Below are 12,277 nucleotides of genomic sequence, written 5' to 3'. Positions count from 1 at the left end.
TACGCGGGGCGTCGCCCGAATCCGACCTGGGCGCCGCCGATGGCAACCCAGCGGGTGATCGTCCCCGAGCCGGTCGCCTCGCCGGGCCCCGGCGTCGCGTGGGAGACCCCGACGGTGGTGCCCACCGGAGTCGGTTCGCGCGGACCCGCCGTCCGGCCGCCGTCCGCTCCGGCCGCGGGACCGCGTCCCGCGACCCAGCGTCCGCGCTCGTTCGCGGACCTGCGGACGGGCCCGCTGGAAGGCCGCACATTCGCATCCCTGCAGCAGTTCGCCGTGGCCGCGGTGCTCGAGGGTGGATATTCCGTGCCGACCATCGCGCGCCTGTTCCGCATCCAGCAGTGGCGACTGCAACAGTGGGTCGAGGAGGCAGCGCGAAACCCGATCGGCGGAGGAGGTCGGCGGTGACCGAGGAACACGAGGACGATCGTCTGAACGCCGTTCTGCACACGCTCGGAGAGCGGGTGCGGGCCATGCGTCTGGCCCGGGGAATGTCCCTCACGGCGCTGTCGTTCGAGGCCGAGCTGTCCGAGCAGCGCCTCCGCTCGATCGAGGCCGGTCGCACGGCTGTGCCCCTGGCCGTGCTCGTCGCGCTCGCTGACGTCTTCGAGGTCGGTGTGTCCGACCTGTTCGGCGACGCGGTCGCCGGGCCGGCTACGTCCGACGCGATCGATGCGCCGAGCGCGAGTCCGCACGTGGTGCCGAGTCCCGTGATCTGGGGTGGCGAGCTTCCTCCCGCACCGTGGATGACGTCGGCACCGTCCCCGGCGCCCGATTCCGCCATCGCGGAGACACCGATCGCGAGGCCGCCCGTCGCGCCGCCCGTCGTGGCGCGGCCGGTGATGGCGCCCGCGGCGCCCGTCGGCGGCCCGACCGAGCCGTTCCCCGCCGCCCCGACGCCGTTCCCCGCTGCCCCGGCGACGATGCCCGCGGTCGAGCGGTTGCCGGCGACGGGGTTCTCCCCCCACATCGCTCCGGGGACGGAGGTGCTCCCGCCTGCGCCGTGGCAGACGCCGATGAGGCACGCGGGACACCCCGCCACTCCGCCGCCACCGGCGGACTCCGCCGCGCCCGTTCCCCCTCCGCACGCCCCGTCGGTGGCGCCGCGGGTGCACCAGCGCGCCGCCGAGCGGGGGATGCAGAACGCCTCCGCCTACGTGTTCGTGGCTCCCGGCGCCGGCTCCACCACGGTGCCCCGCACGTTCGCGGACCTTCGCACAGGGCCGCTGGCCGGGCGCAACTTCCGCTCGTTGCAGGAGTTCGCCGTGGCATCCGTGGTCGAGGGGAACCATTCGATCGCCGACGTCGCCCGCGTTTTCCGAGTGCCGGTGTGGCGGCTCGAGCAGTGGGTGCGCGAAACCGGCCACGCGGTCTGAGCCCGACCGCGCGACCGGATGCGGCGCGTCAGAGAGCGCGGAGCTTCTCGAGCAGCGGTGCGGCGATCTCGTCGACGAAGCGCTGCTGCTGCTCGTCACCCACTTGGACGATCGCGATGTCCGTGAAGCCGGCGTCGAGGAACGGGCGGACGCTCTCCGCCAGTTCGTCGAGATCCGGCCCGCACGCGATGGAGTCCGCCACGTCCTCGGGGCGGACGAACTGCGAGGCTCCCGCAAAGCCTGCGGGGGTGGGGAGGTCGGAGTTCACCGCCCACCCGCCGGCGAACCAGCGGAACTGGTCGTGGGCGCGGGCGATCGCGGCATCCTTGTCGGGGTCCCAGCTGATCGGGATCTGACCGATCTTCCGTGAGTCGCCGTCGTGGTGCTCGTCCCAGCCGCGGACGAGGTCGGCTTCGGGCTCCGTGGTGATCAGGTGGTCGCCGAGCGGGGCGAACCGCTCGATCGAGTGTTCGCCCGAGACGGCGACACCGATCGGCACACCGCCCTCGGGGGCGTCCCACACGCGGGCCGAGTCGACGCGGAAGTACTCTCCGTCGTACGTCACCAACTCGCCGGTGTGCAGCGCCCGGATGATCTCGATCGCCTCGACGAGCATGTCCTGGCGGGCGAGCACGGCCGGCCAGCCCTCGCCGACGACGTGCTCGTTGAGGTTCTCGCCCGAGCCGAGGCCCAGCGTGAACCGGCCGTCCGACAGCAGTTGGAGCGTGGCGGCCTTCTGTGCCACGACCGCGGGGTGGTACCGGATCGTCGGGCAGGTGACGTACGTCATCAGCTCGACGTCGGTGGTCGCCTGTGCGACGGCGCCGAGCACCGTCCACGCGTACGGAGCGTGGCCCTGGGACGTCAGCCAGGGGGAGTAGTGGTCACTGGAGACCAGGAAGTCGTAGCCGGCGCGCTCCGCGCCGACCGCGTACCGCACGAGTTCCCGGGGGCCGCTCTGCTCGGTCATGAGGGTGTATCCGAAACGAGTCATGCCGTCACGGTAGGTCGACCCGGCGCGGCTGCCCGCGGGGTTGCGCTCCGTCGGAGGATCGGCAACGGGTCCACTGCCGGCGCCGTGGACCCGTTGCCGGACTCAGTGCCCGGGGGCGTCGACGGCCTTCTCGCCCTCGAGCCGCTTCTTCTCGGCATCCCTCCGCGTCTTGGCAAGGCTCGCCACGGTCGCGACCGCGACGGTCGCGGCGATGAACAGCAGCGAGAGCCAGATCGGGATCTCGGGGACCCACAGCAGCGGCTCGCCGCCGTTGATGAACGGCAGCTCGTTGACGTGCAGCGCGTGGAAGACGAGCTTCACACCGATGAACGCCAGGATGACGGCCAGCCCCTGCGACAGGTAGACGAGGCGCTCGAGCAGACCGCCGATGAGGAAGTACAGCTGGCGCAGGCCCATCAGGGCGAAGGCATTGGCGGTGAAGACGATGTACGCCTCGTTCGTCAGACCGTAGATCGCGGGAATCGAGTCGATCGCGAAGACGAGGTCGATGAATCCGATCGCGACGATGACCAGGAGCATCGGGGTGACGAAACGCTTGCCGTTCTTCTGGACGGTGAGCTTGTCGCCGTTGTACTCCTCGCTGACCGGGAGGATACGACGGACGAACCGCATGAAGCGTCCGTTGGCCGGGTCGCTCTCGCCGTGCGCGAAGGCCTGGCGGTAGGCGAGGAAGAGGAGCAGCGCGCCGAAGATGTAGAAGATCCAGGAGAAGTTCTCGATCAGCGCCGCACCGACCGCGATGAACGCCCCGCGCATGACCAGCGCGATGACGATGCCGATCATCAGCACCTTCTGCTGGTACTTCTTGGGTACCGCGAAGCCGGTCATGATGATGAGGAACACGAAGAGGTTGTCGATCGACAGCGCCTTCTCGGTCAGATAGCCGGCGAAGTACTCGCCGCCGTACGTCCAGCCGGAGACGACTCCGATGCCGACGCCGAACAGCAGGGCGAGGCCGATGTAGAACGCGGACCAGCGGGCGGACTCGCCGACCGTGGGTTCGTGCGGCTTTCGGACGTGCGCGAAGAACTCGAACACGAAGAACGCGATCGTGACCGCGATCGTGATGATCCAGATGAGCGGGGTGACACCCACGCGGGCCTCCAAGGGTTTTGGTGTACGTCGGAACACCAAGGTCTCTTCCACTCGCGATGCGAGCCGACGCCCCGGGCTCACGATGTCGTGTGCCGTATTGACGGGATCGTCGCGTGGGAATACTCCCCTTGCTGACCTCGATGGTACGGCACGTCGCCGGATCCTGCCCGAGCGATCGCTGGGAACCCTGGCATGCCCGTGCTCGGCCCGCAAGCCCCGGTCCGCGCGGAGGGCCTCACCCCAGGCTGGCGGGAACCACACCGATCGAGGAGGACCCGTGGAAGATCGCGAACCCACCCAGGACGCACCCGTGATGGACGGCGCCGACGAGGCCACGACCGAGGACAAGAAGGCCGGTGCCCGGGAGCAGCGCGCCGCCGACGCGGCCGTCGGCACCGATGCCGCCGACGAGGAGCTCGACGACGAACTGCGCAGCATCCGCGGGTACGGCGAAGACCGCTGACGCGACGACCCCGTCCGGAGCCGATTGGGGGTGCGGCTCGACGGACGGGGCGTCACTGCGCCTCCGAGGGCGCCTCCGCGCCGGCGATGCCGGGGCTGGATGCCACTGACGGTACTCGCTCGGCTCGGTCGGAAGACGGCCTCTCAGCCGATCCCTAAGCCCCACCGCACGATCTCCCGGAGAGCGCCCGCGCAACCCCCGACCTCCCATCGCGACCCGTGATCGAGGATGAGGCCATGTCGATGGATGCCGTACCGGTGCCGCCCCGTTGGCGGCGAGGCATCCGCGACCTCGTCTGGTGGGGACAGGACTACGTGTACGCCCTCGCGGCGCAGGTGCGAGCCGTCGGACCCGGCTCCCCGGACGACCTCGCGACCGGAACGCGGCGACCGCTCGTCCTCCTGCCCGGAATCTACGAGACCTGGCGGTTCCTCCAACCGCTGGCGGACGCGCTGCACGCCCGCGGACACCCGATCCACGTGGTGACCGGCCTGGGGTCGAACCGCCGTCCGATCGCCGAGTCCGCACGCGAGGTCGCGGACCTGCTCGTCGAGCGCGATCTGAGCGACGTCGTCCTCGTCGCGCACAGCAAGGGCGGATTGATCGGGAAGCACCTGCTCGCCTTCGACCCCGAGGGGGCGCGGGTGCGGGGGATGGTCGCGGTGGCGACGCCGTTCGGCGGATCCCGCTACAGCAGCCTCATGCCCACCCCGTCGCTGCGCGCCTTCCGATCCGGGGATGCCACCATGCGCGCGCTCGCCGCGGCCGCCGACGTCAACACGCGGATCGTGTCCGTCTACGGTGCGTTCGACCCTCACATCCCCGAGGGCAGTGAGCTCGCGGGCGCTCGCAACGTCCGGCTCGACGGCGGCGGGCACTTCCGGGTGCTCGCGGACCCGCGCGTGATCGCCGAGGTCATCCGCGCGGCCGAGTGAGGGCGTCGCCGCGGCGGTCCGCAGCGCCGCGCGGGAGGTGCCGGGTCAGCGTCCGCCGCCCCCGCCCCCGCCCATTCCGCCGCCGGAGAAGCCCCCGCCGAACGAGCCGCCGGAGAAGCTTCCCGATCCGCTGACCGGGGGTGCCGGGCTGGTCCCGGTGTGCAGGGTGGACAGCGACGAGGCGAACGCCGCGCTCGAGAACCCGTTCGGCCCCGAGTACCAGGCGAGGCCCGTCCCGGTGTCGCGCGCCTGGGTCGCGAGGACGTCGGCCCATTCCTTCTCGACACCCCACACGACCGCCCAGGGGAGCAGCTTCTCATGGAGGTGGAGCACCTGGACGGGATCGTCGAGTCCGGCGGGCCGCCGCTCGGCGCCCTCAGGACTCTGCAGGACGCGCATCCGGTCGGCCTCGGCCAGCGCCAGGTAGTCGCGCAGCCCGAGCAGGTAGTCGCGGGCGGGCGCGCCGGCATCCGTCACTCGATCCGACCACCGGATCACCAAGAAGGTCAGGACGCCGGCGACCGCCGTCACCGGGACGGATGCGATCTGCCACCAGTCCGGCGTCGTGCCGACCGACGTGATGAGGAGCGCGGCGAGGGCGAGGCCGAACGCGAGGACGGCGATCACGCCGGCGACGACGGCCGTGCTCCAGACGGGGCGTTGCATCCAGCCGCGGTGGCGCACTTCGGCGGCGGCGACCGGAAGGAGGTCTCGCAGCCGGTCACCCGCGTCGCTCCCGGGGCTGTCGAGCGCGACCCGCTGGCCCGGCACCGGCGTGTCGCCGAACACGGCGGCCAGGACACCCGCGCGCAGCGGTGTCGCACCGGCCCCGCTCACGTACTCGAGAGCCAGTGCGTCGTCGGCCGCCGGATCCTCGACCACGCGCAGGTGTCCGGCTACGGCGGTGTCGAGCACGGCGGCTGGGATCGCCGAGCCGGTGCGCCGGACGAGGTGCGCCCCCTCGAGGACATCGGTGTCGGACGGCGGGGTGTATTCGACGACGATGATGCCGCGACCCCGGGCATCGCGGTTCCGACGGCGCGAGACGGCAGCTGCACCGATCGCGGCGGCACTGACGCCGAGGGTGCCGATGGAGAGTGCCGACAGCGCGGGCGCGGCATCCACCGAGAACTGCTCCGCGGGCGTGCGGACCACTTCCCCGGGCACGAACGTCCCGCGGACGAAGCCGATGGAGATCGTGACGTTCTCGCCGGGGCCGAGGTCGGATGATGCCGCGGAATAGGCGACATCGCCTCCCGCCTCGACCTCGCGGGCGATGTCGCACCGGTCCGTCGAGCCCTCCGCGCCGCGGTAGCAGGACGCCGCGCCCTCGAGGGTCGCGTCGGCGAGCGTGGGGTCGACCGTGAGTTCCACGCTGACGCGCCCGAACGGCTGCTCCCACTCGGTCCCGTTGACGTCGCGGTAGAACTCGTCGGCGTCGGTGTCTGCGAAGGACCGGATCGTGTCGCGCTGCGTGTAGGAGATCACGTACGTCTGGATGCCGTGGACGTACGAGTCGTCGCCGGTGAGAACCCGCACTTCGCGTCGGTCCGTCTCGACCTCGTAGGGGATCGGGGCCCCGTCCGCGGCCGTGACCGAGGCGATCTCCGTGTGCAACGGCACCCCGTCGTAGTCGTCCGGGATCGCCCGGATGATTCCGCGGTTCTGATCCTCGTCGGGGAACCGGGCGACGAGGGTCTCCGTCACGGCGAGCTCGGCGTGGCCGTCCGCGGCGCGGGAGAGGGACATGCGGGCGTCGAACGAGTCGAATCGGAAGTCATCGACGTCCGCGTGCGCGGCTGCGGGCCGGACGAGCGAGAGTGCCGACAGTCCCAGCAGCATCACCACTGCGAGCAGTGGGCGAATCGAGCGGACTCGGGTGGCGAGGACGTCCATGTATCGACGCTATCGAGAAGCTCTCGCCGACGACTCCGTCGCGCGGCGGATCGTGCGGATGCCGTGACCCGAGGCGGCGATCACGCCGCCGTGGGCGTCGTCGGGGTCGCGATCGCGGGGCGGACGGTGAGGCAGCAGGGCTCGCGCGTGGCGGCGCAGACCCCGTCGACGGCGCAGCGCATGCGGTCGAGGAACGCCGTGACGATGTCGGCCTCCGCGTCGCTCATCCCGCGCGTCGCCCTCATCATTCGCGCGTGCATGTCGCCGAGGGTGTCACGCATCTCGTGCTCCGTCTGCTCGGTGCCGTGCACGAGCACCTTGCGGCGATCGGTGGGGTGCCGTTCCCGCCGCACGTATCCCGCGCGCTCCAGGCGATCGAGCAGGGCGGTGATGGATGCCGTCGACAGTCCCAGGTGGCGAGCGAGGTCGGCCGGCGTCGCATCGCTTCCGGACGCCGCGGCGCGCGTGAGGAAGCGGAGGACCTGCAGTTCGTTCTCGCCCATCGCCATCGAGTCCTGAGCGCGGCGGCGCATCGCGATCTCCGCCGAACGGTAGGACCGGAGGGACTGCATCACGCGCGATCCTCGACGGTCGTCGGTGTCGCTGCCGTACCAGTAGGGCGCGGGGGATGCGGATTCCATGAGCCTCTCCGGATTCAGCCTGATATCTCACTTGCTTATTCGCTAGTCTACCTAGTAAGTTTGCGAACAAGCAAAGACCGAAGGGAACATCATGGCGAAGCTGTTCTACGGAACGACCCCCGAGCCCATCACGATCGACGATCGGATGCTGGCGCACGTCAAGGTGGTCGTGGCCACGAAGTTGCGCCGTGGTGAGAGCTTCACTCTCTCCTGGACGCACGGACCCAACGAACCGGTCGGCCGTTCGACGATCTGGCTGCAGCCGTCCATCCCGCTGCGATTCGTCTTCGAATCCGAGCAGCCCGAGTCCCTCGACCAGAATCTCCTCAAGCGGATGGCGAACGACGCCAACTCCTCCCGGGGGCTGAGTCTCGACATCGACATGGATCAGCAGGTCGCCGCGCCCAAGCCCGCCGCCGGCCCGGCACAGACCCGCCAGCGGACTGCGCCGCGCTCGCTGGTCCGCGCAGCATGATCGCCGTTCGTTCGCGTAGCGATCAGCCGGCCGTGACCCACCCTGGCGTGTGGGACGTTCCGACGGAGCCCCTGGCGATCATCGCTCCGGCGACGGCTCCGGGTCTGGCGGGCTGACCCCATCGGAGCCCGAGCGCTCGACGGGTGCCCCTGCCCCGGGCTCCCGGCGCGTGAGCACGATCGCCGCGGCGAACAGCGCGGCCCCGATCACGGCGAACATCGCCATCGGCTCGGCGGGACCGTTGCCCGGAAGAGCGAGCGTGGGAAGAGCGACCACGATGGCGGCCATCGCGGCGGTGATCGCTCCCCAGGGCGACGTTCTGCGCGGCATCCCGGTTTCCCCTTCCTCTGCGTCCCCGCTCACGGGACGATGTAGCCCGCGGCTCGCACGAGGGCGTACCACTCGGCTCGTGACAGTACGATATCCGCGCCGGCGGCGGCCTCGACGACGCGACCGGGCGTGGTGGTCCCGAGCACGACCTGCATCCCGGCAGGATGCCGCGTGATCCAGGCGACCGCGATCGCGAGGGGCTCCACCCCGTATCGCGCGGCGATTTCGTCGATGACGGCGTTCAGCTCCGCGTAGGCGGGGTCGCCGAGGAAGACCCCATCGCCCCGCGCGCCGCGGAGGGGCGACCACGCCTGAAGGGTGATGCCCGCCAGGCGGCAGTACTCTACGAGTCCGCCGCCGTCCAGAACGGTCGACTGCGGGATCCCCTCCATGTTCATCGCGAGCCCCTGCACCACGACCGGCGCGTGCGCGATCGAGAGCTGGACCTGGTTGGCGACGATGGGCTGGCGTACCGCCGTCCGGAGGAGGTCGATCTGCCGCGGGGTGTGGTTGGAGACGCCGAACGCCCGCACCTTGCCGGACGCCTCGAGCTCGTCGAACGCCCGCGCGACCTCCTCCGGCTCCACGAGGGCGTCGGGGCGGTGCAGCAGCAGAACGTCGACGTAGTCCGTCTGCAGCGCGCGAAGCGACTCCTCCACGGATGCCACGATGTGGTCGTACGAGAAGTCGAAGTACGGCCCGTCGCGGACGATGCCCGCCTTGGTCTGGATGCTGATCTCGGCGCGCTCCGAGGGGCTGAGCCGGAGCGCCTCGGCGAACCGCCGCTCCGCGGAGTGCAGTTCTCGCGCGTAGATATCGGCGTGATCGAAGAAATCGATTCCTACGGATCGCACGGCCGTGTAGAGCGCCCGGACGTCCTCGTCGCTCTTGCCGTCGATGCGCATCATTCCGGCGACGACGGCAGGGACGTCGGGACCCGAGGGGCCGAGGGGGACGGTTCTCATCGCTCCACGTTAGCCCCGGCCGTCACTCGGGCGGCGTCGCCTCGTCGTCGGAATCCGCATCCGAGCGATCGTCCGCCGCTGCGGGCGTGCCCCGCGGTGTTGCCCGCAGCAGCTCGTTCATCTCCGCCAGGAAGCTCCCCAGCTGCTGTTGCTGCCAGCGCAGATCGCGCGTACGGTCCTCCGCATTGCGGAGGACCGTCGAGGCGTGACCTGTGATCGCATCCGCGATGCGCTGCGCCTTCTCGCGGGCGTCGTCGAGGATCTCCCGCGCCTGTACCTGGGCGTGGGCGACGACCTGCTGCGCCTGCGCGCGTGCCAGTCGTTCGTGGTCGTCGGCGCGGGCGCCGATGCGGCGGGCGTGTTCCAGGGCGGACTCCACCTGTTCTGTCGCGTCGGCGGTGATCCGCTCGGCGTGCGCCACCGCCTGGTTGTGCAGTACCAGGAACTCCTGTTGCGCCTCGTCCTGCCGCCGCGTCAGCGACTCCTCGAACTCCAGAACGCGCGCGGTCATCTCGCGGACGTCGGTCTCCGCCTTGGACCGCAGATCCGTGGTCTCTCGTGAGACGAGCGACCGGAGCGCCGCGGCGCCCTTCTCGGCCTCGGTGCGCACCGCGACGGCCTCGCGCTCGGCCTGCGCGACCTTCTCCGCGGCGTGCGCGCCCTCGCGCTCCAGGCGTGCGGCGTGCGCGGCGGCCTCGGTTTCGATCCGGAGACGCACCTGCTCGGCATCGTGCTGCGCCTCCGTCCGGATTCGCTCCCGCTCGGCGACGGCGTCGTCACGGATCTGGGCTGCGTCATCGCGCGCGGCGGCCAGGAGGCGCTCGGCCTGTGCGGCGGCGTTCTGCACGAGAACGCCCGCCTGCTCCTCGGCCACACGGAGGATCGCCTCGAAGTGCTGGCGGGCCTGGGCGGGGTCGGCGCGCTCGCCGTCGGCGTCCGCGACGAGATCGCTGGACAGTGCGCTGATCTGTGCCTCGGCCTCGGCCGCACGCGCGGAGGCCGCGCGCACCTGCTCCTGGAGTCGGGCGGTCTCCTCGGTGTGGTGGCGCACCGACTCCGCGAGCTCGGCATCGTGGTCCGCGCGCTGCTGCGCGAACATCGCTTCCGCGCGCAGTTTCTCGCGGTGCGCATTGTCTTCGGCGGTGCGGACACGTTCACGCAGGCCCCGGACCGCGTCCTCGACGGCCTCACGGTCGTACCCTCGGAATCCGACGGGGAAGCTCGGGGTGTCGGTGTCGTCGTCCCGTCGGAGGAGTTCGTCGAGAGCAGAGCCGGGGCCAGCCTCGTCTCCGGGAGATGCCGAGCCTCGGGCGGGTCCGGGGTGGTCGTCCGTCATGGGAGTTCCTCTCGAACGTCGACGCGTTGCTGCGGCGCCGGCGGCACCCCTGTGGCGAACGCGGGACGGATGCCCGAGCGGAAGGGGATGCGCGGTTCCGAACCGGGTGCCGTGGCTACGGAACCGCGCATCCATGATGGGTGACCGACATGAAGAGAAGGGAACTTGGGGGAGAACCATTCGCGATCACTCGAGGACGACGATGCCACGGGCGCGGGGGCATCGTTCCGCTCGCGGGGAATACCTCACCCGAGGGATCGCCCGCTTGGCCGTGACGTTACGACCGCTCGGTTCGATTTCTGCGTCCGACGCCGCTCCGATGAGGGCGAGGCGATATCGTGGCGGGATCCCTCGACGACGCCGGAGACGCCCATGACCGACACGATCGTTCGGTCGACCCGACCGGCGGTTCGCCCCGGACGTCGCCGCGTCGTCCTCCTCGCGGGAGTCGGCGGCGCAGCCGCATTTCTCAGCGCCGCGCTGATCTGGCTCAGTCGGCTGTGGGACCCCAGCGTCCAGTACGTGAGTCAGCTGGGCGCGACGGGCATGCCGACGGCCCCGCTCTTCAACTCCGCGCTGCTCCTCTTGGGGATCGCGGCCGTGCTCGTCGACCGCGCGCTGCTGCATCGGCCGGAGGTCTACGTGACGGGGTGGCCGATCGCCGCGACGCTGGTGCTGTGCGGGGCGTGCTTCGCGGTGGCATCCGTCGTCACCTGCTCGCCGGGGTGCCCGGTGCCGTTCACCCCGGGGGCGCTGCCGCAGGACCTCATCCACATCAGCGCCGCCGTTCTGGGGTTCGTGCTCGCCATCGTCGCGATGGCGCAGGTCGCACTGCTGCGGCGCCGACCCTGGATGCGCCGGGCGAGCGTGGCGACGCTCGTCGCCGTCGGCCTCACGTCTTTCACGGGAGCGATGCTCGCTCTCTTCCGGGGCGACACGGTCCTGGGTGGGAACCTCGAGTTCACGGCGGCGACGCTCGCGATCGCCTGGTTCGGTGTGTTCGGCCTCCAGGTGGTCGCGGACGAGCGCATCACCCTCGCCCGTGCGGCCGGGGGACGCCGGCGGTCGGATGCGACGGGATAGCGTTCTCCCATGACGAGATCACGCCTGCGCCGCATCCTCGTCCTGCTCGCTCCGGTGGCGGCTGTCGTGGTGCTTCTCGTCGTCATCCACGGGGCGGGGGTCCCCGTGACGGTCCCCGGGGTGATCGTGGTCGTCGTACTGCTGGTCGTCGGGCGTCTCGTCTTCGCGGTGACGAGGAAGGGGCGCGCCGGCCGTCGCTGACCGGCGCGCCGCTCCTCACACGTCGCTCTCGGCCTCGATCAAGCCCCACGCGTGGGCAGCCCGGATCGCACTCGCCCGATCCGACACCTCGAGCTTGCGGTAAAGACTCTGCAGTTGCGTCTTGACGGTATTCGGTGAGACGACCAGCGCACGGGCGATGTCCGCGATCGTCGAGGTGGGGGTGAGCTGGGCCAGCACGACCTGCTCCCGCTTCGTCAGGTGAGGGACACTGACGGAGGAGGCGAAGAAGGAGGCGCGCTCGGATACGCGGTCCCTCGCGCTCGGCGACAGGAGGCGGAGCACGAGCCCGCGATCCTCGGGCGCCACGGCGCTCCACGGACTCCACAGGTCGTGGCGGGCACTGAGCGCCTCCGCTCGTTGAGCAGTGGAACGGTGGGCTGCCGTGCCGTTGAGTCGGACATCGGCGACCATGCTCACCACGAGGCTCTCGAGGGCGGCCCGGGGCGAC

The 12,277-nt window shown here is 70.9% G+C and carries 15 protein-coding genes; 7 read left to right on the top strand and 8 right to left on the bottom strand.

Going from position 1 to position 12,277, the window contains the following annotated elements; translation table 11 throughout:
- Positions 1 to 405 (top strand): hypothetical protein (locus I5G_RS26645; RefSeq protein ID WP_239642576.1); only part of this gene is annotated, 405 nt, incomplete at its 5' end.
- Positions 402 to 1,373, top strand: a complete 972-nt coding sequence (locus I5G_RS24220; protein ID WP_022880483.1) for a helix-turn-helix domain-containing protein — start codon at positions 402 to 404, stop codon at positions 1,371 to 1,373. The genes I5G_RS26645 and I5G_RS24220, both read left to right, overlap by 4 nt.
- A 28-nt stretch (positions 1,374 to 1,401) precedes the next feature.
- Here I5G_RS24220 and I5G_RS19040 read toward each other — a convergent pair whose 3' ends face one another.
- Both I5G_RS19040 and I5G_RS23660 read right to left on the bottom strand, forming a co-directional pair.
- On the bottom strand, positions 1,402 to 2,367 hold the full coding sequence (locus I5G_RS19040) for an LLM class F420-dependent oxidoreductase (RefSeq protein WP_022880482.1): 966 nt from the start codon (positions 2,365 to 2,367) through the stop codon (positions 1,402 to 1,404).
- Positions 2,368 to 2,469: 102 nt separating this feature from the next.
- Positions 2,470 to 3,483 carry a TerC family protein gene (locus I5G_RS23660; protein WP_022880481.1) on the bottom strand — a complete coding sequence of 338 codons (1,014 nt, stop codon included), beginning with the start codon at positions 3,481 to 3,483 and terminating at the stop codon, positions 2,470 to 2,472.
- Between the two features lie 277 nt (positions 3,484 to 3,760).
- On the opposite strand from I5G_RS23660, the gene I5G_RS19030 reads away from it, so the two are divergent.
- Positions 3,761 to 3,946, top strand: coding sequence for a hypothetical protein (locus I5G_RS19030; RefSeq protein ID WP_022880480.1), 186 nt, complete (start codon positions 3,761 to 3,763; stop codon positions 3,944 to 3,946).
- Positions 3,947 to 4,182: 236 nt separating this feature from the next.
- A complete protein-coding gene (locus I5G_RS19025) occupies positions 4,183 to 4,881 on the top strand; it encodes a triacylglycerol lipase (protein WP_022880479.1) in 699 nt (232 codons plus the stop codon).
- A 45-nt stretch (positions 4,882 to 4,926) separates the two neighbouring features.
- On the opposite strand, the gene I5G_RS19020 is transcribed toward I5G_RS19025, so the two are convergent.
- Positions 4,927 to 6,777 carry a DUF2207 domain-containing protein gene (locus I5G_RS19020; RefSeq protein WP_022880478.1) on the bottom strand — a complete coding sequence of 617 codons (1,851 nt, stop codon included), beginning with the start codon at positions 6,775 to 6,777 and terminating at the stop codon, positions 4,927 to 4,929.
- A gap of 80 nt (positions 6,778 to 6,857) precedes the next feature.
- The gene (locus I5G_RS23655) at positions 6,858 to 7,418 is read right to left on the bottom strand and encodes a MarR family winged helix-turn-helix transcriptional regulator (RefSeq protein ID WP_022880477.1); all 561 of its coding nucleotides are present in this window, start codon (positions 7,416 to 7,418) and stop codon (positions 6,858 to 6,860) included.
- A 91-nt stretch (positions 7,419 to 7,509) separates the two neighbouring features.
- Between I5G_RS23655 and I5G_RS19010 the strand changes: the two genes are divergently transcribed.
- Complete coding sequence (locus I5G_RS19010) at positions 7,510 to 7,893, top strand: hypothetical protein (protein ID WP_022880476.1); 384 nt, start codon at positions 7,510 to 7,512, stop codon at positions 7,891 to 7,893.
- Between the two features lie 78 nt (positions 7,894 to 7,971).
- On the opposite strand, the gene I5G_RS19005 is transcribed toward I5G_RS19010, so the two are convergent.
- The 3 genes from I5G_RS19005 to I5G_RS23650 are packed head-to-tail and all read right to left on the bottom strand — an operon-like array spanning position 7,972 to position 10,524.
- Positions 7,972 to 8,223 carry a hypothetical protein gene (locus tag I5G_RS19005; protein WP_022880475.1) on the bottom strand — a complete coding sequence of 84 codons (252 nt, stop codon included), beginning with the start codon at positions 8,221 to 8,223 and terminating at the stop codon, positions 7,972 to 7,974.
- Between the two features lie 29 nt (positions 8,224 to 8,252).
- Positions 8,253 to 9,188, bottom strand: coding sequence for an aldo/keto reductase family oxidoreductase (locus I5G_RS19000; RefSeq protein WP_022880474.1), 936 nt, complete (start codon positions 9,186 to 9,188; stop codon positions 8,253 to 8,255).
- 22 nt (positions 9,189 to 9,210) lie between these two features.
- A complete protein-coding gene (locus tag I5G_RS23650) occupies positions 9,211 to 10,524 on the bottom strand; it encodes a hypothetical protein (protein ID WP_022880473.1) in 1,314 nt (437 codons plus the stop codon).
- A 372-nt stretch (positions 10,525 to 10,896) separates the two neighbouring features.
- On the opposite strand from I5G_RS23650, the gene I5G_RS23645 reads away from it, so the two are divergent.
- Positions 10,897 to 11,607, top strand: a complete 711-nt coding sequence (locus tag I5G_RS23645; RefSeq protein WP_022880472.1) for a DUF998 domain-containing protein — start codon at positions 10,897 to 10,899, stop codon at positions 11,605 to 11,607.
- A gap of 9 nt (positions 11,608 to 11,616) precedes the next feature.
- Complete coding sequence (locus I5G_RS18985; protein WP_022880471.1) at positions 11,617 to 11,808, top strand: hypothetical protein; 192 nt, start codon at positions 11,617 to 11,619, stop codon at positions 11,806 to 11,808.
- Positions 11,809 to 11,823: 15 nt separating this feature from the next.
- Here the strand turns inward: I5G_RS18985 and I5G_RS24215 are convergent.
- Positions 11,824 to 12,277, bottom strand: a 454-nt coding sequence (locus I5G_RS24215; protein WP_022880470.1) for a LuxR C-terminal-related transcriptional regulator, incomplete at its 5' end; no start/stop codon positions are given.

Source organism: Microbacterium sp. B19 (assembly GCF_000333395.1).
Taxonomy (GTDB): Bacteria; Actinomycetota; Actinomycetes; order Actinomycetales; family Microbacteriaceae; genus Microbacterium.
Note: the sequence above shows the minus strand (reverse complement) of the source record. Positions and strands in the feature narration are given on the sequence as shown.

Bases quoted from the DNA above. Each gene is read 5' to 3' on its own strand.
- I5G_RS19040 (WP_022880482.1), bottom strand. From the start codon at position 2,367: ATGACTCGTTTCGGATACACCCTCATGACCGAGCAGAGCGGCCCCCGG.
- I5G_RS19025 (WP_022880479.1), top strand. From the start codon at position 4,183: ATGTCGATGGATGCCGTACCGGTGCCGCCCCGTTGGCGGCGAGGCATC.
- I5G_RS19020 (WP_022880478.1), bottom strand. From the start codon at position 6,777: ATGGACGTCCTCGCCACCCGAGTCCGCTCGATTCGCCCACTGCTCGCA.
- I5G_RS23655 (WP_022880477.1), bottom strand. From the start codon at position 7,418: ATGGAATCCGCATCCCCCGCGCCCTACTGGTACGGCAGCGACACCGAC.
- I5G_RS19010 (WP_022880476.1), top strand. From the start codon at position 7,510: ATGGCGAAGCTGTTCTACGGAACGACCCCCGAGCCCATCACGATCGAC.
- I5G_RS19005 (WP_022880475.1), bottom strand. From the start codon at position 8,223: ATGCCGCGCAGAACGTCGCCCTGGGGAGCGATCACCGCCGCGATGGCC.
- I5G_RS19000 (WP_022880474.1), bottom strand. From the start codon at position 9,188: ATGAGAACCGTCCCCCTCGGCCCCTCGGGTCCCGACGTCCCTGCCGTC.
- I5G_RS23650 (WP_022880473.1), bottom strand. From the start codon at position 10,524: ATGACGGACGACCACCCCGGACCCGCCCGAGGCTCGGCATCTCCCGGA.
- I5G_RS23645 (WP_022880472.1), top strand. From the start codon at position 10,897: ATGACCGACACGATCGTTCGGTCGACCCGACCGGCGGTTCGCCCCGGA.
- I5G_RS18985 (WP_022880471.1), top strand. From the start codon at position 11,617: ATGACGAGATCACGCCTGCGCCGCATCCTCGTCCTGCTCGCTCCGGTG.